The 19,035-nt window shown below is 71.5% G+C and carries 19 protein-coding genes; 12 read left to right on the top strand and 7 right to left on the bottom strand.

Annotated features, from left to right (window positions below):
- Nucleotides 1-11 precede the first annotated feature (11 nt).
- Nucleotides 12-1,223 (top strand): low temperature requirement protein A, encoded by a 1,212-nt coding sequence (locus LTT61_RS19855; protein ID WP_233015577.1) that lies wholly within the window; start codon nucleotides 12-14, stop codon nucleotides 1,221-1,223.
- Nucleotides 1,224-1,226: 3 nt separating this feature from the next.
- On the opposite strand, the gene LTT61_RS19850 is transcribed toward LTT61_RS19855, so the two are convergent.
- The 3 genes from LTT61_RS19850 to LTT61_RS19840 all read right to left on the bottom strand — a co-directional run bounded on the left by LTT61_RS19850 (nucleotide 1,227) and on the right by LTT61_RS19840 (nucleotide 4,598).
- Nucleotides 1,227-2,054 (bottom strand): ion transporter, encoded by an 828-nt coding sequence (locus LTT61_RS19850; RefSeq protein ID WP_233015576.1) that lies wholly within the window; start codon nucleotides 2,052-2,054, stop codon nucleotides 1,227-1,229.
- 44 nt (nucleotides 2,055-2,098) lie between these two features.
- A complete protein-coding gene (locus tag LTT61_RS19845; RefSeq protein ID WP_233015575.1) occupies nucleotides 2,099-3,715 on the bottom strand; it encodes a GMC oxidoreductase in 1,617 nt (538 codons plus the stop codon).
- A 115-nt stretch (nucleotides 3,716-3,830) separates the two neighbouring features.
- The gene (locus LTT61_RS19840) at nucleotides 3,831-4,598 is read right to left on the bottom strand and encodes a sulfite exporter TauE/SafE family protein (RefSeq protein ID WP_233015574.1); all 768 of its coding nucleotides are present in this window, start codon (nucleotides 4,596-4,598) and stop codon (nucleotides 3,831-3,833) included.
- A 229-nt stretch (nucleotides 4,599-4,827) separates the two neighbouring features.
- On the opposite strand from LTT61_RS19840, the gene leuA reads away from it, so the two are divergent.
- From leuA to LTT61_RS19820, 4 genes are all read left to right on the top strand, one after another.
- Nucleotides 4,828-6,621 carry a 2-isopropylmalate synthase gene (leuA, locus tag LTT61_RS19835; protein WP_233015573.1) on the top strand — a complete coding sequence of 598 codons (1,794 nt, stop codon included), beginning with the start codon at nucleotides 4,828-4,830 and terminating at the stop codon, nucleotides 6,619-6,621.
- A gap of 191 nt (nucleotides 6,622-6,812) precedes the next feature.
- Complete coding sequence (locus tag LTT61_RS19830; protein WP_420094668.1) at nucleotides 6,813-8,510, top strand: AAA family ATPase; 1,698 nt, start codon at nucleotides 6,813-6,815, stop codon at nucleotides 8,508-8,510.
- 21 nt (nucleotides 8,511-8,531) lie between these two features.
- The gene (locus tag LTT61_RS19825; RefSeq protein ID WP_233015572.1) at nucleotides 8,532-9,050 is read left to right on the top strand and encodes a DUF3558 domain-containing protein; all 519 of its coding nucleotides are present in this window, start codon (nucleotides 8,532-8,534) and stop codon (nucleotides 9,048-9,050) included.
- A gap of 14 nt (nucleotides 9,051-9,064) precedes the next feature.
- Complete coding sequence (locus tag LTT61_RS19820) at nucleotides 9,065-9,448, top strand: hypothetical protein (protein WP_233015571.1); 384 nt, start codon at nucleotides 9,065-9,067, stop codon at nucleotides 9,446-9,448.
- A gap of 13 nt (nucleotides 9,449-9,461) precedes the next feature.
- On the opposite strand, the gene LTT61_RS19815 is transcribed toward LTT61_RS19820, so the two are convergent.
- The gene (locus LTT61_RS19815; protein ID WP_233015570.1) at nucleotides 9,462-10,139 is read right to left on the bottom strand and encodes a dienelactone hydrolase family protein; all 678 of its coding nucleotides are present in this window, start codon (nucleotides 10,137-10,139) and stop codon (nucleotides 9,462-9,464) included.
- The gene (locus LTT61_RS19810) at nucleotides 10,136-11,080 is read right to left on the bottom strand and encodes a LysR family transcriptional regulator (RefSeq protein ID WP_233021101.1); all 945 of its coding nucleotides are present in this window, start codon (nucleotides 11,078-11,080) and stop codon (nucleotides 10,136-10,138) included. Before LTT61_RS19810 ends, LTT61_RS19815 begins: the two co-directional genes overlap by 4 nt.
- 90 nt (nucleotides 11,081-11,170) lie before the next feature.
- On the opposite strand from LTT61_RS19810, the gene LTT61_RS19805 reads away from it, so the two are divergent.
- The 7 genes from LTT61_RS19805 (at nucleotide 11,171) to LTT61_RS19775 (ending at nucleotide 17,758) form a co-directional block, all read left to right on the top strand.
- Entirely contained in the window at nucleotides 11,171-12,100 is a 930-nt protein-coding gene (locus LTT61_RS19805) for an EamA family transporter (RefSeq protein ID WP_233015569.1), read from the top strand.
- A gap of 359 nt (nucleotides 12,101-12,459) precedes the next feature.
- Nucleotides 12,460-14,220 (top strand): hydroxysqualene dehydroxylase, encoded by a 1,761-nt coding sequence (locus LTT61_RS19800; protein ID WP_233015568.1) that lies wholly within the window; start codon nucleotides 12,460-12,462, stop codon nucleotides 14,218-14,220.
- 19 nt (nucleotides 14,221-14,239) lie between these two features.
- Nucleotides 14,240-14,872: a pyridoxamine 5'-phosphate oxidase family protein gene (locus LTT61_RS19795; RefSeq protein WP_233015567.1), complete on the top strand. Its 633-nt coding sequence runs from the start codon at nucleotides 14,240-14,242 to the stop codon at nucleotides 14,870-14,872.
- Between the two features lie 68 nt (nucleotides 14,873-14,940).
- Nucleotides 14,941-16,176: a Mur ligase family protein gene (locus tag LTT61_RS19790; RefSeq protein WP_233015566.1), complete on the top strand. Its 1,236-nt coding sequence runs from the start codon at nucleotides 14,941-14,943 to the stop codon at nucleotides 16,174-16,176.
- Nucleotides 16,173-16,874 (top strand): type 1 glutamine amidotransferase, encoded by a 702-nt coding sequence (locus LTT61_RS19785; protein ID WP_269821768.1) that lies wholly within the window; start codon nucleotides 16,173-16,175, stop codon nucleotides 16,872-16,874. The genes LTT61_RS19790 and LTT61_RS19785 overlap by 4 nt, the downstream gene beginning before the upstream one ends.
- A 36-nt stretch (nucleotides 16,875-16,910) precedes the next feature.
- Complete coding sequence (locus LTT61_RS19780; protein WP_233015565.1) at nucleotides 16,911-17,117, top strand: hypothetical protein; 207 nt, start codon at nucleotides 16,911-16,913, stop codon at nucleotides 17,115-17,117.
- Nucleotides 17,114-17,758 carry a hypothetical protein gene (locus LTT61_RS19775; protein WP_233015564.1) on the top strand — a complete coding sequence of 215 codons (645 nt, stop codon included), beginning with the start codon at nucleotides 17,114-17,116 and terminating at the stop codon, nucleotides 17,756-17,758. Before LTT61_RS19780 ends, LTT61_RS19775 begins: the two co-directional genes overlap by 4 nt.
- A gap of 4 nt (nucleotides 17,759-17,762) precedes the next feature.
- Here LTT61_RS19775 and LTT61_RS19770 read toward each other — a convergent pair whose 3' ends face one another.
- Both LTT61_RS19770 and recR read right to left on the bottom strand, forming a co-directional pair.
- Nucleotides 17,763-18,374, bottom strand: coding sequence for a LysE family translocator (locus LTT61_RS19770; protein WP_233015563.1), 612 nt, complete (start codon nucleotides 18,372-18,374; stop codon nucleotides 17,763-17,765).
- A gap of 46 nt (nucleotides 18,375-18,420) precedes the next feature.
- Entirely contained in the window at nucleotides 18,421-19,029 is a 609-nt protein-coding gene (gene recR, locus LTT61_RS19765; protein ID WP_233015562.1) for a recombination mediator RecR, read from the bottom strand.
- Nucleotides 19,030-19,035 lie beyond the last annotated feature (6 nt).

The following is a 19,035-nucleotide window of genomic DNA, read 5'->3' as shown; positions in this document are numbered from 1 at the left end:
CGATGTCCGGCATGACAGGTGCCAAGCGGCTGCGGCTGCAGCCGATGAGCGAGGGATCCTCGGTCACCCAGCTCGAACTCTTCTTCGATCTCGTGCTCGTCTTCGCCTTCACGGTGGTGACCGACCTCGCCGCCGACGATCCCAGCGCGAAGAACCTGGTCCGCGCGCTGCTGGTGCTGGCTCTCATGTGGTGGGTGTGGATCGCCTACTCGTGGCTCGGCAATGTGGTCAGGGCCGACGAGGGCATCATGCGGGTGGCCATGTTCGTCGCCATGGGCGGCGCGTTCATCGCGGCGCTCACCATCCCGGAGGCCTTCGACGACCTGCCCGGCGGCTGGTACGGGCCGCTGGTCTTCGCCATCGCCTACCTGGTGGTGCGGCTGGTGCACCTGGTCATGTTCTGGCTCTGCAGCGCCGACGACTCGCAGCTGCGCACCCAGGTGGTGCGCTGGGCGCTCGGCTCGATCACCATCGGCACCACGCTGCTGCTGATCGCCGCGACCACGCACGGCACGGTGCAGATCGCGCTCTGGTTCGCCGCCATCGCGGGCGACTACCTGTGGACGCTGGTCGCGGGCAACGGCTGGCGGATCAACTCGGCGGGGCACTTCGCCGAGCGCTACGGCCTGATCATCATCGTCGCGCTGGGCGAGTCCATCGTCTCGATCGGCATCGGGGTGCGGACGCTGCCCATCTCCTGGCCGATCGCGCTGGCCGCGCTGCTCGGGCTCGCCATCTCCGGGCTGCTCTGGTGGGCCTACTTCGACGTGGCGGCGATCGCGGTCGAGCACGAGCTGGAGCACGCCACCGGCGAGCGGCAGATCCAGATCGCGCGGAACTCCTACACCTTCTGGCACTTCCCGATGATCGTCGGCATCATCGCGCTCTCGCTCGGGCTGAAGAAGGTGCTGTACTACGTCGGCGACGCCTCGCACCACACGCTGCACGACGCGCTGTACGGCGCCCCGCTCTACTGCCTCTACGGCGGCGTGGTGCTCTTCCTGGTCGGGCTGATCGGCGCGAAGCACTACGCCACCGGGGAGTTCGGCACGCAGCGCGCGGTCGTGGTGGTGCTGCTCCTCGCGCTCACCCCGGTCGCGACCGCGCTGCCAGCGCTGGTCTCGCTCGGCCTGCTCTGCGCGGTGCTGCTCGCGCTGATCGGGTACGAGACGGTGCGCTTCGCCGACCCGCGCGAGCAGCTGCGGCACGGCTCCGCGGCCTGACCGCTACAGGTGCGCGGTCCGGTGCCGCACCGAGTACTCGGCGGCGGTCGGCCCGTAGGCCGACGGCTCCACCTTCACGCCGTCGGCCAGCGCCCGGCGGATCTGGTCCACGTTCTCCCGGATCATGTCGGCCACCAGCTCGTCGGTGCGCGGGTCGGCCAGCACCTGGAAGGTGAGCCGGAAGGTGGTGTCGGCGATCAGCCGGATGATGTCGTCGTGGAACGGGAGGTAGCGCACCCGGCGGGTCTGCGGGTCGTTCTTGATCAGGTCGACGATCATCTCGTCCAGCTCGGAGCGGTTCTCCTCCAGCGCGGCCGCGATATTGCGGGTGTAGTGCCCGGTGCGCAGCGCGCAGGCCACCTCGTCCAGCACCGCCATCGTGATCGGCTTCTTGATCACCTCGACGATGGTGCGGACGAAGCGGTTCAGCACCGCCGCGGTGACCCGGTCGCCGAAGGCGCGGTCGGCCACCCTGGCCAGCCGGACCAGCACCACCACGATCCGCAGCAGCCGGAAGGCGCGGAAGAACGGGCTGGTCACCGGGATCATGCCGAGCACTTCGTACCAGTAGACGAAGGGGAAGGTCCACGGCCAGCCCGCGCGGCGCCAGCGCCAGAGAAACTCGACGGCGAAGACCGCGCAGATGCTCACGTCCAGGATCACGATCACCCGGTGCGTCTCCGGGGTCACCGAGAAGAAGGTGATCCAGACGACGAGCACCACCGAGACGATCGCCAGCACCAGCATGGCGAAATCGGTCCAGAGCGCGGGCGGCTTGCGCGGATAGTCCTCCGGTTCCTGCGGAACCGGACCGGGAATGCCAGCGGACACGTCATTTCCCTTCGACAACGTTGTCGCCGAGAGTAATCCGCGCCTCAGCGTCCGGCGCGGATGATCTCCTCGATATTGCGTTCGGCCAGCGCGCTGATGGTCAGCGACGGGTTCACCGTTCCGGTGCTGCCCGGGATCACCGCGCCGTCCATCACGTACAGCCCGGGGTGGCCGACCACCCGGCCGTAGCCGTCGGTCGCCTTCCCGAGCACCGCGCCGCCGAGCGGGTGCGCGGTGAACAGGGCATTGGCGTCGTAGCCGAGCGCGCTGTACTCGACCATGGCGCCGGCCCGCTCGGCGATCTTCCGGTCCACCGCGCGGGCCGCGGCGACCACGTCGTCCCGGTTCCGCTGCGACCAGGTGAGCCCGACCTCGCCGGTCGCGCCGTCGTAGCCGAGCCGGGTGCGGGCCGGGTCGAGCACCATGCCGAGCGAGGCCAGCGCGCCGGTCTCGAACGGGATGCCGGGGATGTACCAGCTCTCCAGGGTGAGCGGCACCGCGCTCTCGTCCAGGATGCGGCTCGCGCTCGGCACGCCCTGGCCGAGCCCGGCCAGCGAGCTCGCGCCGCGGGCGAGCACCACGTCGCCGTTGGTGCCCCAGCCGTCGCCGACGTGCTCGTTCAGGTTCGGCAGCGCGCCGGTGGCCTGGGCGCGGACCAGCAGCTCGGTGCTGCCGATCGAGCCGGCGCCGAGGAAGAGCCGGTCCGCGGTGACGGTGCGGGTGGCGAGCACGGCGCCGGTGGGGTCGAGCTTGGTCAGCGCGACGGTGTAGCGGCTGCCGTCCCGCCCGATCGAATCCACCCGGTGGCCGGGGAAGATCCCGCAGTTGCCGGTGGCCTCGGCGTCCCTCAGGTAGTTCTGGTTCAGGTCGAACTTGGCGCCGTTGGAGTTGCCGAGGTTGCTCCGCGCCACCGTGGCCGACGGCTTGGAGCCGCCGTTCAGCTCGGCGCGGAGCACGTCCCAGTTGAAGATGGAGTCGTTGGGCTGCGGCTGGTAGCCGGCCTTGCGCACCTGATCGTCCCAGGCGCGGGAGTGCGTGAACGGGGACGAGCCGTAGATGTCGGCGGGCATGGGGCTGAGCCGCAGCATCCGGCGCACCCGGGGGAAGTAGACCCGGTCCAGCTCGCCGTACTCGACGGCGCCGCGGAAGACCTCGTCGAAGAAGCGGCGCTCCGGCGCGATCATGGCGCCGGTGAAGATCACCGAGCCGCCGCCGACCGCGGCCGCCCGCCAGACATCGATGCCCGGGTACTCGGTGCAGTCCAGCACGCCGCCGAAGGAGGAGAACTGCATCGGCACCTTGGTGACCCCGGTGAAGGTGGTGCGGTGCCAGAAGCCGCGGCCGTCCGGCAGGTCGTCGCCGGTGAAGATCTCCCGCCGCGGATCGTTCGGCCAGCGCGAGCCGCGCTCCAGCACGGTGGTGGCGACGCCGGCCTCGGCCAGCCGCAGCGCGGTGACGGCGGCGCCGAAACCGGAGCCGATGACCAGCGCGTCGGAGTGCTCGGGGGCGTCGGGCAGCGGGGCGAAGATCTCCGGCACCCACTCCTGGAACAGGCCGTCCCAGATCGGGTTCGCGGTCGCCGGGGCGTGCGCGAGCGCGCCGCCGGCGGCCGCGCCGAGCGCCACCGCCCCGGTCGCCTTCAGAAAGGCGCGTCTGTCCACCCGGCCACCTCCTGCGTCCTCGGGCGCAGCGAAGGTTACCGGCCGCGGGCAAGGGCGACCAGCCCGCCGGGTCGATGCGCGATCGAGGCGCGTAGCGATCGGCGCGTTCGGCGGATCAGCCGAGCAGCAACCGGGCGACCGCGACCAGCCCGACCACGACGATCACCCCGCGCAGCACCGCGGGCGGCAACCGCCGCCCCACCTTCGCCCCGATCTGCCCGCCGACGATCGAGCCGACCGCGATCAGCGCGACCGCCGCCCACGACACCTCCGCGACCACGAGGAAGAACACCGCGGCGACCGCGTTCACGATCAGCGCGAGCACGTTCTTCACCGCGTTCAGCCGCTGCAGATCGTCCTGCACGAAAACCCCGAGCAGCCCCATGAGCAGCACGCCCTGGGCCGCGCCGAAGTACCCGCCGTAGATGCCGGTGGCGCCGACCGCCGCGAACAGCACCGGCCCGCCGTGCTCCGGCGCCGCGCTGTCGCCCCGCTCGCGCCTGCGCGCCACCCAGCGGGAGAGCCGCGGCTGCACCACCACCAGGATCAGCGCCAGGATGATCAGCACCGGCACGATCGCGGTGAACGCGCCCTCCGGCAGCCGCAGCAGCAGCACTGCCCCGATCAGCCCGCCGACCAGCGAGGCGACCCCGAGCCTGGCCAGCCGCGCGCCCTGCCCCACCAGCTCTTCGCGGTAGCCGATGACCCCGCTGATCGAGCCGGGCACCAGGCCGATGGTGTTCGAGACGTTCGCCGTCACCGGCGGCAGCCCGAAGGCGAGCAGCACCGGGAAGGTGATCAGGGTGCCGGAGCCGACCACCGTGTTGATGGTCCCGGCGGCCATCCCCGCGACCAGCACGGCGAGCATTTCCAGCGGTGTCATGCGGCGTTCCTTCCCTCCGGCTCGAACGCTAGCCTTGTGCGTGGACGACCCGGAGACGGGACCTCCTTTGGCTGCTCCACCCCGACGCGGTAAACTCGCGGTCATCATGCAGCGGGCTCTTCTTCTCGGCCGCCGCGGCGGGGTCTGAACGGACCGGCTCCCGTCGCGGGGTTCTGCCGCGCCGGTCGCCCCCTTGACTGGGATCCACCACACCCACGGAGAAAATTCCATGTCCCCCGCTGATGCATTCGTATCCGGTACGCGCACCATCACCGCGCCCGCCAAGCCGGCCCCCGCCGACCAGCCCGGCTGGAACCGGCAGCAGAACTCCGCCATGCCGTCCTTCCGGTACCGGCCGTACGCCGAGGAGGTCCAGCCGATCACGCTGCCGGACCGCACCTGGCCGGACCGCGTCATCGACGTCGCCCCCGGCTGGTGCGCCGTCGACCTGCGCGACGGCAACCAGGCCCTGATCGACCCGATGAGCCCGGCCCGCAAGCGCCGCATGTTCGACCTGCTGGTCCGGATGGGCTACAAGGAGATCGAGGTCGGCTTCCCGGCCGCCAGCCAGACCGACTTCGACTTCGTCCGCGAGATCATCACCGACGGCGCCATCCCGGACGACGTCACCATCCAGGTGCTGACCCAGTGCCGCCCCGAGCTGATCGAGCGCACCTTCGAGGCCTGCGCGGGCGCGGGCAACGTGATCGTGCACTTCTACAACTCGACCTCGATCCTGCAGCGGCGGGTGGTCTTCCGCGCCGACCGCGCGGCCGTCAAGAAAATCGCCACCGACGCCGCCGCGCTGTGCCTGGAGATCGAGCAGCGCTACCCCGACACCGCCTGGCGCTACGAGTACAGCCCGGAGTCCTACACCGGCACCGAACTGGAGTACGCGCTCGACGTCTGCGACGCCGTCTCCGCGATCATCGCGCCGACGCCGGCGAAGCCGCTGATCATCAACCTGCCCGCCACCGTCGAGATGGCGACGCCGAACGTCTACGCCGACTCCATCGAGTGGATGAGCCGCAACCTGGCCCGCCGCGATTCGATCGTGCTCTCGCTGCACCCGCACAACGACCGCGGCACCGCGGTGGCCGCCGCCGAGCTGGGCTACCAGGCCGGGGCGGACCGGATCGAGGGCTGCCTGTTCGGCAACGGCGAGCGCACCGGCAACGTCTGCCTGGTGACGCTGGGGATGAACATGTTCTCCCGCGGCATCGACCCGCAGGTCAACTTCTCCGACATCGACGAGATCCGGCGCACCGTCGAGTACTGCAACCAGCTGCCGGTGCACGAGCGGCACCCGTACGGCGGCGACCTGGTCTACACGGCGTTCTCCGGCAGCCACCAGGACGCCATCAACAAGGGGCTGGACGCCATGAAGGCGGTCGCGGACGCCGCCGACACCGACGTCGACGACCTGACCTGGGAGGTGCCGTACCTGCCGATCGACCCCAAGGACGTCGGCCGCACCTACGAGGCCGTCATCCGGGTGAACTCGCAGTCCGGCAAGGGCGGCGTCGCCTACATCATGAAGACCGACCACGGGCTGAAGCTGCCCCGGCGGCTGCAGATCGAGTTCTCCCAGGCGATCCAGAAGATCACCGACGGCGAGGGCGGCGAGGTCACCCCGAAGGAGATGTGGGACGTCTTCCACGAGGAGTACCTGAGCCCGATCCGGCCGCTGGAGCGGATCAGGCAGAAGGTGACCGCGTCCGAGACCGACGGCGGCACCGACGCCATCTCCGCGGTGGTCAAGGTGGACGGGGTCGAGCAGGAGATCAGCGGCACCGGCAACGGCCCGCTGGCCGCCTTCGTCGACGCACTGGCCGGGATCGGCTACGACGTGGAGGTGCTGGACTACTCCGAGCACGCCATGTCCGCCGGTGACGACGCGCAGGCCGCCGCCTACGTCGAGGTCGCCGTCGGCGACCGGGTGCTGTGGGGCGTCGGGATCGCCACCTCGATCACCACCGCCTCGCTGCGGGCCGTCGTCTCCGCGGTGAACCGCGCGCACTGAGTCCTGTGCAACGGGTGCGGTTCCGGTCGCCGGGGCCGCACCCGTTTCGCGTCGTCACCTGCTGTTCATCGACGTGTGGCCAGGGCTGGGGATGGCTCGACACCGGAGCGCGCGGCCACCACCCCCGTGCTAGCGTGGTTTCGCAATCAGGCCGAGCTCTCTGCTCGAGAAACCGAGCAGATGGGGGAACTGTGACCACGAACGACCACAACCCGACTTCGCCGCCCTGGCTGCAGAGCGCGCCCGCGGATTCGGGCGATGCCGATTCGGACGCCGGAGCGCGTCGGGCGCAGGATGATTCGGCGGGTGCGCCGGAATCGGAGGCGTCAGGCGAGGGGTCGGGGTTCAGCGGGGAGCGGCCGGGGTTCGGTCCGGAAGCGTCCGGTGGGTTCGGCGCGGAGCGTTCGGGGTTCGGTCCGGATTCGTCCGGCGGTTTCAGCGCTGACCAGCCGGGTGGGTTCTCGGCGGAGCCGTCCGGTGGGTTCCCGGTACAGCCGTCCGGGTTCGGTGGCGAACGTCAGGGTGGCTTCTCGCCCAGCGGTTTTCCCGAAGGTTCGGAGGGTTTCGCCCCGCCGCAGCCCGGTGGTCCGTACAACTCCGGGCAGTTCGCCCAGCCGCAGCACAGCGGTGCGCACCCCATCCAGCCCGAGAATCCCGGCGCCGCACCGGGTCCCGGCGGGGCGGACCCGTCGAGCGGGCCGATCTACAGCTGGGCTCCGCCGCCGCCCCCGCAGCAGTCTCCCTACCAGCAGCCACCGCTGCCGCCGCAGCCCGGTCCGCCGCCCGGCATGCTCGGTGGCCCCGGCCCTGGCCCCGGCCCGCAGGGCCCGCAGGGTTACGGCATGCCTCCCGGCCTCCCGCCGCAGCCCGGCCCCGGTCCCGGCCCCGGCTGGCAGGGCAATCCGCAGCCGTTCCAGCCGCAGCACATGCTGGCCCCCGGGCAGCCCGGCCACTCGGTGAACGACCTCAACCTGCTCAAGCGGGCCCGCCGGGCGCCGCGCAGCGGCTGGCGCCGGGCCGTGCACAAGGCCTCCGGCGGCATGATCAACCCCGGCGAATCCTCCGCCGACCTGGTCTACCGCGAACTCTTCGACCGGGTGAACCAGCCGGTCCGCGGCGACTACCGGATCGCGATCCTCTCGCTCAAGGGCGGCGTCGGCAAGACCACGACCACCGTCGGCCTCGGCTCCACCTTCGCCTCCATGCGCGGCGACCGCGTGATCGCCATCGACGCCAACCCCGACCTCGGCACGCTCGCGCACCGGGTACCGCGGCAGACCCGCTCCACCGTCCGCAACCTGCTCGAAGACCAGCAAATCACCCGCTACTCGGACGTCAGGGCGCATACCTCGCAGGCCCCGAGCCGCCTCGAAGTGCTCGCCAGCGAACAGGACCCGGCCGTCTCCGAGGCGTTCAGCGAAGCCGATTACCGCAAGGCCATCGGCATCCTGCAGTCCTTCTACAACATCATCCTCACCGACTGCGGCACCGGCCTCATGCACTCCGCCATGGCGGGCGTCCTCGACATGGCCAGCTCCCTCGTCCTCGTCACCTCCCCCGCCATCGACGGCGCCCGCAGCGCCTCCGCCACCCTCGACTGGCTGGACCACCACGGGCACAGCAAACTCGTCGAGCGCACGGTCGTCGTCGTCAACGCCTCCCGCCGCGGCGCCTCCACCGTCGACCTCGACCAGCTCCGCCGCCTCTTCCTCGACCGCACCCGCGCCGTCCAGGTCGTCCCCTTCGACGACCACCTCGCCGAAGGGGCCGAAATCGACCTGGAGCTGGTCTCCAAGCCGACTCGGCGCGCGCTGCTCGAATTGGCCGCGATGGTCGCGGACGACTTCGGTTATGTTGCGGCGCAGCAGTATCGGCAGGGGCCGGGGTAGAGTCGGCACGGAGGGGGAACCATGCGGGGACGTTTCGCGCTCTTCTGCGCGCTGGCGGTGGTGCCGTTGGTCGCGGGGTGTGATTCGGGGACGGAGGGTTCGGCTACGCCCACTTCGATCGCACCCGAGGTGCTGTTCGATTCGTGCACTCTGCCCGACAGCGTTGTCGCGGAGACGGGGGTGAACCCGGACTCGAAAAACGACAACCCATTCGGGACGTCTCTCTCCGGCTGGGTCGGATGTCAATGGCGCGGAGACGGATACGCGCTTCGGATCTTCGCGACCGATAGAACTCCGGAAGAGTTTCGCGCGAACAGTTCGTTCGGTGACTTCCGCGAAGCGGATCTGCCGGGCCGACAAGCCACGACGTTCGTCGAAGGTGACGAGAAGCCGCCGGGCAATTGCAGCGTGATGTACGGGACCTCCCAAGGCACCGTCAGCTTCTACATCAGCAAGGCGATCACACTCGCCGAACTACCCGATCCCTGCGGCACCGTGGTGCGCGCGGCACGCGCGATCGATCAGTGGATCCCGCAGTGACCCGAGGAGGCACCGTGACCGACCAGAATGAGATGCGCCGCGTATTCACCGCCCTCGAAAGTGACGCGACCGACGGCCGCTTGATCGTCGAACAGGGCGTCGCGGAGGCCTGTGCAGCCGAGTGCGAGCGCTATATCGAAGAGCTCACCGACCTCGCCTATCGAACCGAGAATCTCGACTACGCAGCCTCTTTCGGAGCGCTGCGCTCCTCGCAGGCTCTCGGTGGAAAGTTTCGTGACCTCGCGATGGGCGGCGTGGGCTCCGGTTCGTTCCGCGATGCGCTCCGCCAGCATATCGAGGTCGTTCAGGCCATGGCCGAGATGTTCCGCAAGGCCAATGCCGCATATGACGCGACGGAGAGCGCCAACACGTCCGATATCGACTCGACGGTTCGCTGACTTCGGCGATGACCTAGCGACCCAGATTCTCGCTGAAGAAGGTGAAGATGCGGGACCAGGCGTCGGTGGAGACGTCGGGGTCGTGGGTGGTGCCCATGACCTTCATGTAGAGGCCGGGCACGCCGGAGTAGTCCTGGAAGAAGGAGTGGCTGGCTCCGGGGTAGATCTTGAAGTCGGTGCGGACGCCCGCGGCTTCCAGTGCGTCCCGGTACCGCTCGGTGTCGGCGGTGGGGATGTAGGGATCACTGTCCCCGTAGCTGGCGACCACCGGGCACGGGGCGGTGAGCAGGTGGTCGACCGGCTTGCCGGGGTAGAGCAGGCCGTAGTTCACGGAGGCGGCGTCGAACATGCCGCTGCCGCCGGTGACGATGGCGAAGCGCCCACCCATGCAGAAGCCGATGACGCCGACCCGGCCGGTGCAGTCGGGGCGGGCGGTGAGGGTGTCGCGGGCACGCTGGATCTGGTCGAAGACCGGGCCGGTGTCGCGGAGCAGCCCGCGGAAGACCTGCTGGACGCAGAGCCCGCGGCGGTAGAGGCGGGGGCCGATGGCGAGGTAGCCGTTGGCGGCGATGTGGTCGGTGACGCGGCGGAGTTCGCTGGTGACGCCGAAGGCGTCGTGCAGGACGACGACGCCGGGGAAGGGGCCGGCGCCGGTGGGGGTGGCGAGGTAGCCGCCGTCGAGGTCGGTCATGGGAGCTCCATCGGGTCGGGGCGGTCCGCTCCGGACTGTAGCGGGTCGGGGCCGGCGACGGCGCGGGCGGCGGCGGCGAAGGCGGTGCGGACGGCGGCGACGGCGGGGGTGTGTTCGGTTTGCGGGCGCAGCGCGAGTTCGTAGCGGCGGGCGGCACGGACGCCGCTGAGGCGGAGGGGAACCAGGTCGGGGTGGGCCACCGCCCAGCGGGGCATGAGGGCGATGGCGTAGCCGGCCGCGACGAGGCTCTCGATGACGCGGAAGTCGTTGAGCCGTTGCGCGATCCGGGGTTGGACGCCGGTGACGGTGGCGATCGAGCGGAGGACGTCGTCGACCGGGAAGCCGCCGCGCACGCTCACCCAGGTCTCGTCGGCGAGTTCGGCGGGGTCGACGGCGGTGCGGTGGGCGAGCCGGTGGCCGGGGGCGACCACCACGTCGGTGGGTTCGCGCATGAGCGGGATCGCGCGCACCCGGGGGCCGGCGACCGAGGGGGCGCGCTCGTCGCGGTGCGTGAGGACGACGTCGTAGTCGGCGAGCAGCCGCGGCACCTCGGTGGGTGGCAGGTCCTCGTCGCTGGCGATCAGGTCGACGGCGCTGTCGGCGAGCGCAGCGAGCACCTTCGGCAGCAGCAGCGCGGCGCCGGAGGGGAAGAGCGCGACCCGCACCCGGCCGCGGGCGGTGCCGCGGTAGCGGGCCATCTCGGCGGCGGCGCGGTCGAGCGCGGCCAGCACCTCGTCGGCGCGCGGCACCAGGGCCCGGCCCGCGTCGGTGAGCCGGACCCGGCGGCCGTCCGGCTCCAGCAGCGGGACCCCGGCCTCCCTGGCCAGCACCTTGAGTTGCTGCGAGACCGCCGACGGTGTGCTGTGCAGTGCGGCGGCGACGGCCGCGATGGTGCCGCGGTCGGCGAGTTCGCGCAGCACCCGGAGCCGTTCCGGGGCCATCGGCCCACCATCAACCATGAAGTAATGCTACCGATATGATTCGGAACAATTCGATTGTCCTGAACAATGCGCGCGCCCAGCATGGGAAACGTGACCGCTCGTGACCGCCTGCTCGGATTGACCGTCGTCGTGCTCTGGGGGCTGAACTTCCTGGCCATCCGGGTCGGCCTCGACCACTTCCCGCCCTTCTTCTTCGTCGCCCTCCGCTTCGCGGTGATCGCGGTGCCGGTGCTGCTGTTCGTGCCGCGCCCGCGGGTGCGGGGGCGCTGGCTGCTGCTCTACGGCGGCGGGTTCGGGATCGCGCAGTTCGCGTTCCTCTTCACCGCCATGCGGATCGGGATGCCGACGGGGCTGGCCGCCCTGGTGCTGCAATCGTCGGCGCCGTTCACGGTGGTGCTCGGCGCACTGGTCGCCAGGGAGCGGCTGCGACCGCTCCAGGGCGCGGGCATCGCGGCGGCGCTGGGCGGGATGGCGCTCATCGGCTGGGATCAGCTGCCGTACGCGGGGCTGCTGCCGGTGCTGCTCACGCTGGCGGCCGGGCTCGGGTGGGCCTTCGGCAATATCGGCACGCGGCTGGCGACCACGGAATCGCCCGGGGTGAACCCGCTGCACCTGACCATGTGGATGGCGGTGATTCCGCCGCTGCCGATGCTCGCGCTCTCGGCGGCGGTCGAGGGGCCGGGCGCCGGATGGCATGCGCTGGCGACGAGTTTCAGCGGTGCCGGGCTGCTCGCGCTGGCCGGGCTCGCCTATATCGTCGTGCTCGGCACGCTGGCGGGCTCGGGGCTGTGGACCTACCTGATGAGCCGCTACCCGGCGAGCGCGGTGGCGCCCTACTCGCTGCTGGTGCCGGTGGTCGGGATGAGCGCGGCGTGGGTGGCGTTCGGGGAACGGCCGAGCGGGCTCGCCGTGCTCGGCGCGCTGGTGGTGATCGCGGGCGCGGGCGCGGCGACCATGGTCCGGCGGCCGGTCCCCCTGCCCGCGACCGCCCCACGACCGGTCGGCGCGGGTGCGGCCTGACCGCCGTCCGCCGGCAACCGGCCGACGCGGACCCGAACCGGCGGCGATACACCCGGACCGAACTTCGGCAGCCCGGGTGACCACCGCCACGCAACCCCCCTTACGCCGATTTCGGCGAATGACCGGCCAACTCCCTGACCACGCGAATCTGAAACACTCCCCGTTCAAGCGAAGTACCGGCAATCGACCCCATCGGCGCACGGGCCACTGCGCACCCCGGTACTGTCGCAGGCGCCCGAGTCCGCCGGGGCGGCGGCCGGGGCACGGCGCGCGGTGGGCGGCCCGCCGTGCGCAGGTTCGAACACGAGCAGGGCCGCCGATCGTGGCAGGCCCGAAATTTTTGAGGCAGCAGAACACGTATGACAGAGCAGCGGTCGACCGTGTCGCGCAGGACCCTCCTGAGGGGCACGGTAACGGCGGGGGTGGCGGGGGCCATCGCGAGTACGGCACGGCCGGTTCCGGCCTTCGCGAGTCCGGGCAGACGGGTCGCGGTGCTCGGCGGCGGGGTCGCCGGGCTCACCGCGGCGCACGAGCTCGCCGAGCGCGGCTTCGAGGTCACCGTCCACGAGAAGCGGGCGTGGGGCGGCAAGGCGCGCAGCGTGCCGGTGCCCGGCAGTGCGCGGGACGGCAGGCCCGAGCTCCCCGGTGAGCACGGCTTCCGCTTCTTCCCCGGCTTCTACCGGCACGTTCCGGACACCATGCGGCGCATCCCGTTCCCCGGCAACGCGGACGGCGTGCGGGACAACCTGGTCGGCATGACCGAGATGCGGCTGGCCCGCGCGGACGGCGCCGACATCCGGGTGCCGCTCGGCGCGCGGGCGCCGGTGAAGCTGACCCCGGACACCTTCCGCGAGACGGTCAGCGGCGCGATCACCGCGGCCACCAGGATGACGAACGACGAGGCGCTGTTCTTCGCCAACCGGCTGCTCGTCTTCAACACCAGCTGCGACGCGCGCAGGCTCGGCCAGTGGGAGTACGCCTCCTGGTTCGACTACGTGAACGGCCACGCCCGCTCGCACGAGTTCCGCGCGCTGCTCTCCCGCGCGCTCACCAGCCTGCTGGTCGCGGCGAAGGAGGGCGTGGCCAGCGTGCGCACCATCGGCACCATGGGCGAGCAGTTCCTCGGCAACCCGCTGGAGGTGGCCGCCGACGGCCCGCTGGACCGGGCGCTGAACGGCCCGACCAACGCGACCTGGATCGATCCGTGGCTGGCGCACCTGCGCTCGCTCGGGGTCCGGCTGGAGCTGGGCAGCGAGGTGCGCTCGCTCGAGGTGCGGGACCGCAGGATCGCCGCGGCCAGGATCGACACCCCCGACGGCGCGCGCACGATCGAGGCCGACTACGTGGTGGTCGCGCTCCCCGCCGAGCAGGCCCGCAGGCTCTGGACCGCCGAGGTGCTCGAGGTCTGGCCGCAGCTGCGGGCGATGGACCGGCTGGTCGTGGACTGGATGAACGGCATCCAGTACTACCTGCGCACCCCGGTCGACATCGCGCGCGGCCACGCCGCCTTCGTGGACGCGCCGTGGGCGCTGACCTCGATCAACCAGAACCAGGTGTGGCGGCGCAAACTGCCGGAGTACGGCGACGGGACGGTCGGCGACTGCCTCTCGGTCGACATCTCCGACTGGCACACCCCCGGCATCCTCTACGGCAAGCCGGCCGAGCAGTGCAGCCCGGAGGAGATCGCCCGCGAGGTCTGGGCGCAGCTGCGCACGCACCTGAACGACGGCGGCGAGGTGCTCCGCGACGCCGACCTGCACTCCTGGTTCCTCGACCCCGGCATCACCTGGAACGCCGAGCGCGGCCGCAACACCAATGCCGACCCGCTGCTGATCAACACCGCGGGCTCCTGGGACGCCCGCCCCGAGCCGCACGGGCCGCTGGAGAACCTCTTCCTGGCCGGCGACTACGTGCGCACCGACATCGACCTGGCGACCATGGAGGGCGCCAACGAGTCGGCGCGGCGCGCGGTGAACGCGCTGCTCGACGTGGCCGGGTCGGACGCCACGCGCTGCCCCCTCTTCACCCTCTGGCGCTCGCCGGAGCTGGAGCCCATGCGGCAGCTGGACGCCGATCGATACGCTTCCGGGCTGCCGAATATGTTCGACGTCGCCCCCTGAGCGGTGCTTGAATCACTCCATGGGTGATACCGCGCAGATCACGGACGAGGCCGAGCTGCGGGAGCTGCTCGGCGAGGTGAATCCCCGTGCGGCGAACAAGGATCGCCCCGCGCTGCACCCGCGCGACCGGGAGTGGATCGCGCTCAGCCCGTTCGTGGTGCTGAGCACCAGCGACGCGGCGGGCAACTGCGACGCCTCGCCGAAGGGCGACCCGGCCGGTTTCGTGAAGGTGCTCGACGCGCACACCATCGCGGTGCCGGAGCGGCCGGGCAACCGGCGGGCCGACGGGTACCGGAACATCCTGGTCAACCCGCACGTCGGGCTGATCTTCCTGATCCCGGGGCGGAACGAGACGCTGCGGATCAACGGCTCGGCCCGGCTGGTCAGGGACGCGCCCTACTTCGACGACATGGTGGTGCGCGGGCACCGGCCCATCCTCGCGGTCGAGGTGGCGATCGAGCAGATCTTCTTCCACTGCGCCAAGGCGTTCCTGCGCAGCCACCTGTGGCAGCCGGAGCAGTGGCCCGACGACACCCTGCCCAGCGCTGCCAGGCTGGTGAAGGAGGTGCAGAGCGGAGTCACCGAGACGGTCGAGGAGCTGGAGCACTACTACTCCCCCGAGGTCTACGGGCAGAAGCTGTACCAGGGCTGAGCGGAGTGTGCGCGAGGCCGCACTCACTCGGCGCGAGCACCTCCGGCGTGCCCCCTAGACTCACCGGGATGGCAGATATTTCGGTGCGCGGGCGGCTCGCCCTGCGGGTGGCGGCGCTCGCGTCGTTCGCCTCGCAGCGGGCGGGGCGCGGCAAGGGGTCGATGATCGGCGGGCTGATCGCCCTGAAGATCGACGGCTCGCTCATGGAACAGCTCGGCCGCGGCAAGCGGACCGTGCTGATCACCGGCACCAACGGCAAGTCCACCACCACCAGGATGACCACCGCGGCGCTGAGCACGCTCGGCACCGTCGCCACCCAGGCCGACGGCGCGAACATGGACGCGGGCATCGTGGCCGCGCTGAGCACGCAGCGCGGCGCCCCGCTGGCCGCGATCGAGGTGGACGAGCTGCACCTGCCGCACGTCACCGACGCGCTGAACCCGGAGGCGGTGGTGCTGCTCAACCTGAGCCGCGACCAGCTGGACCGGGTCGGCGAGATCAACATGATCGAGCGCAGGCTGCGCGCGGGGCTGGCACGGCACCCGGACACCGTCGTCGTCGCCAACTGCGACGACGTGCTGATCGCCTCGATCGCCTACGACCACCCGAACGTCGTCTGGGTGGCGGCGGGCAGCGGCTGGGCGATGGATGCCACCAGCTGTCCGCGCAGCGGCGAGCCGATCGTCTGGGAGGGCGCGCACTGGCGCAGCACCGGCGCCGACTTCGAGCGCCCCGACCCGCAGTGGTGGCTGGACGGCACCGAGCTGCGCGGCCCGGACGACCTGCGGCTGCCGCTCACCCTCGCGCTTCCCGGCCGGGCCAACCGCGGCAATGCCGCGCAGGCCGTGGCGGCGGCGGTCGCGCTCGGGGCCGACGCGGCGCAGGCGGCGGCGGCGGCGGGCACCGTGCGCGAGATCGCCGGGCGCTACCGGACCGTCCAGGTCGGCGAGCACGCCGCCCGGCTGCTGCTGGCCAAGAACCCGGCGGGCTGGCAGGAGGCGCTCTCCATGATCGACCCGGACTCGGCCGGGCTGGTGATCGCGGTGAACGGGCAGGTGCCGGACGGCGAGGATCTCTCCTGGCTCTGGGATGTGCGGTTCGAGCACTTCGAGGGGGTCCAGGTGGTGGCGGCGGGCGAGCGCGCCACCGATCTCGCGGTGCGGCTCACCTACGCGGGCGTCGAGCACACCACGGTGGCCGACCCGGCGCGAGCCATCGCCTCCTGCCCGGCGGGCAAGGTCGAGGTGCTGGCGAACTACACCGCGTTCCGCGATCTCAACCGCGATCTGGAGGACCACTCGTGACGGTGCGGATCGGGCTGGTTCTGCCCGATGTGATGGGGACCTACGGCGACGGCGGCAACGCGCTGGTGCTGCGGCAGCGGCTGCGGATGCGCGGCCACGAGGCCGAGATCGTGGAGATCACGCTCGCCGACCCGGTGCCGAACTCGCTGGACATCTACACCCTCGGCGGCGCCGAGGACTCCGCGCAGCGGCTCGCCACCCGGCATCTGCAGCGCTACCCGGGGCTGCAGGAGGCCGCGGCGAAGGGCACCCCGGTGCTGGCCATCTGCGCCGCCATCCAGGTGCTCGGGCACTGGTACGAGACCTCCACCGGCGAGCGGGTCGACGGCGTCGGGATGATCGACGTCACCACCTCGCCGCAGGAGAAGCGGGCGATCGGCGAGGTCACCACCGCGCCGACCGTCGCCGGGCTCACCGCGCCGCTCACCGGCTTCGAGAACCACAGGGGCGGAACGAAACTCGGCGGTGACGCGGCCGGGCTGGCCCGGGTGACCCGCGGCGTCGGCAACGGCGTCGGGGACGGGCTGGAGGGGGTGGTGCAGGGCTCGGTGATCGGCACCTACATGCACGGCCCCGCGCTGGCCCGCAATCCGGAGCTGGCCGACCTGCTGCTCTGCCGTGCGCTCGGCGTCGACGAGCTGCCGCCGCTGCCGCTGCCCGAGGTGGAGCAGCTGCGCCGGGAGCGGCTGCGCGCCTGAGCGGCGCTGTCGGTGCCCGGTGGTAGACCGGAGTACATGGGAGCGAACGCATGCCCGGCCTGCGCGGCCGGAACGGATCACTGCCACGGGACGCTGATCGGGCACGCCGGGCGGATCGCCGCGTGCACCGAGGGCGGCTGCGTCGATTTCGAGGTGGTGCGGCACCTCTTCGTGGTGGAGTGCACCGACCTCGCGGGTGGCTGCGGCTGCGCGGAGCGCGGCCTCGGTAGGCTCGCCGGGTGAGCTACGACCTGGTCCTGCTGCCCTCCGGTGTCGCGTCGACGGTGCCTGCGGCTGAGGAGTACCTGGACGCCCAGGAGGGCAAGCCCGAATCGGCCGCCGTCGCCGAGATCGCCGCCGAGCTGAACCGGCGCAACGGGGAACTGCCCGAGGACGACTCGTTCCTCAGCGTGTCGCCGATCGGCGGGCACGCGACGGGCGACACCCTGCCGGTGGCGATGCCGTACGACGCCATCGGCTTCGGCCGCGCCCTGCTCTTCGAGCTGGCCACCCCACGCGGCTACGCGCTCTTCGACCCGCAGCTCGCCTGGCTCATCGACCCGGCCGGCCACCTCCCGCTGGCCGTCAGCCACGGCGGCGCGGGCGAATTCCCCTACCTCACCGAGCGGCTGGCCGAGGACTGGGTCGCCGGCCTGGCCGCCCCGAACCCCTACCTGGTGGTCGACCGCGGCCCGAACGACTACATCCAGACCTACCGCGAAGACTCCGGCGAGTACACCCTGGAGTACCGCGACGGCGCCGCCGATCGCCACTTCGGCACGGTGATCCCCGACGCCGGCACCGTCGCCGCGCTCATCTGGGACTGGGCCCGCGGCGAGCGCACCCGCTTCGACCGGGTCACCTGGAGCCCGGTCGAGCTCTGACTCCTCAGCGGTCCTGCACCGCCAAGCGGCCGGCCAGGAGCAGGAACGACGCGCCGAAGACGCGGCGCATCCACCCCACCACCCGCGGCCTGGCCAGCACATTCGCGCGCATGGCCGCGGCACCCAGCCCGTAGCCGACGAACACAACGAAGGTGACGGCCATGAACACCCCGCCCGCGGCAAGCATGGCCGGGTGCGCGGCCGCGGCGTCGATCGGAACGAACTGTGGCAGGAAGGCGACGAAGAAGAGCGTCAGCTTGGGGTTGAGCAGATTCAGCAGTACCGCGGACCCGATCCCCCGGCGCGCCGACGGGGCCTCACCCGGTTCGGGCAGCGTGAGCGCGCCGCGCTCGCGCAGTGTGCTCCAGGCCAGATAGAGCAGGTAGGCGACACCGAGGTACTTCACCGTCTGGAAGGCAAGCGCGCTGGTGTGCAGCAGCGCCGCGAGGCCGGTGACCGCCGCAAGCACGTGTGGCACCACGCCGAGCGTGCAGCCGAAGGCCGCGACCACCGACGCCCTGGCACCACGGGCCAGCCCGGCCGCCACCGTGAACAGCACCCCGGTGCCCGGCGTCGCCGCGATGATCACGGTGGTCAGCAGAAATTCGATCCCCATTGCCCGCAGGCTAATCCGCCCGCCCGCGATGCACCACCCCCCGGCGTCAGAGCGCGCGACGCCCCGACAGCGCCCGGCCGAGGGTCAGCTCGTCCGCGAACTCCAGGTCACCGCCCATCGGCAGCCCGGAGGCCAACCGGGTGACCGACAACCCGGGGAAGTCGCGCAGCATGCGCACCAGGTAGGTGGCCGTTGCCTCGCCCTCGGTGTTCGGGTCGGTCGCGATGATGACCTCGCTGACGTCGACCCCGTCCTGCTGGTTCCCGATGCGGGCGAGCAGCTGCCGGATGCGGAGCTGGTCCGGCCCGACGCCGTTGAGCGGGTCGAGCGCGCCGCCGAGCACGTGGTAGCGGCCGCGGAACTCGCGGGTGCGCTCGATCGCCTGCACGTCCTTCGGCTCCTCGACCACGCAGATCATGGTGCGGTCGCGGCGCGGGTCGACGCAGATGCGGCAGAGCTCGCCGTCGGAGACGGTGCCGCACTCGGCGCAGAAGCGCACGCCGTCGCGCACCTTCTGCAGCGCCGCCTGCAGCCGGTCGATCTCCGGCGCCTCGACTCCGAGCAGGTGAAAGGCGATGCGCTGCGCGCTCTTCGGTCCGACGCCGGGCAGCCGCCCCAGCTCGTCGATCAGATCCTGGACCGGGCCCTCGTACACCTACGG

This window comes from Nocardia asteroides, from assembly GCF_021183625.1.
GTDB lineage: Bacteria > Actinomycetota > Actinomycetes > Mycobacteriales > Mycobacteriaceae > Nocardia > Nocardia asteroides_A.
The sequence above is the reverse complement of the archived record's forward strand: the minus strand, read 5'-3'. Positions and strand labels throughout refer to the sequence as shown.

Coding starts and splice junctions, on each gene's coding strand:
- LTT61_RS19855 (WP_233015577.1), top strand. CDS start 12: ATGACAGGTGCCAAGCGGCTGCGGCTGCAGCCGATGAGCGAGGGATCC.
- LTT61_RS19840 (WP_233015574.1), bottom strand. CDS start 4,598: ATGACACCGCTGGAAATGCTCGCCGTGCTGGTCGCGGGGATGGCCGCC.
- leuA (WP_233015573.1), top strand. CDS start 4,828: ATGTCCCCCGCTGATGCATTCGTATCCGGTACGCGCACCATCACCGCG.
- LTT61_RS19825 (WP_233015572.1), top strand. CDS start 8,532: ATGCGGGGACGTTTCGCGCTCTTCTGCGCGCTGGCGGTGGTGCCGTTG.
- LTT61_RS19815 (WP_233015570.1), bottom strand. CDS start 10,139: ATGACCGACCTCGACGGCGGCTACCTCGCCACCCCCACCGGCGCCGGC.
- LTT61_RS19810 (WP_233021101.1), bottom strand. CDS start 11,080: ATGGCCCCGGAACGGCTCCGGGTGCTGCGCGAACTCGCCGACCGCGGC.
- LTT61_RS19800 (WP_233015568.1), top strand. CDS start 12,460: ATGACAGAGCAGCGGTCGACCGTGTCGCGCAGGACCCTCCTGAGGGGC.
- LTT61_RS19795 (WP_233015567.1), top strand. CDS start 14,240: ATGGGTGATACCGCGCAGATCACGGACGAGGCCGAGCTGCGGGAGCTG.
- LTT61_RS19790 (WP_233015566.1), top strand. CDS start 14,941: ATGGCAGATATTTCGGTGCGCGGGCGGCTCGCCCTGCGGGTGGCGGCG.
- LTT61_RS19780 (WP_233015565.1), top strand. CDS start 16,911: ATGGGAGCGAACGCATGCCCGGCCTGCGCGGCCGGAACGGATCACTGC.
- LTT61_RS19770 (WP_233015563.1), bottom strand. CDS start 18,374: ATGGGGATCGAATTTCTGCTGACCACCGTGATCATCGCGGCGACGCCG.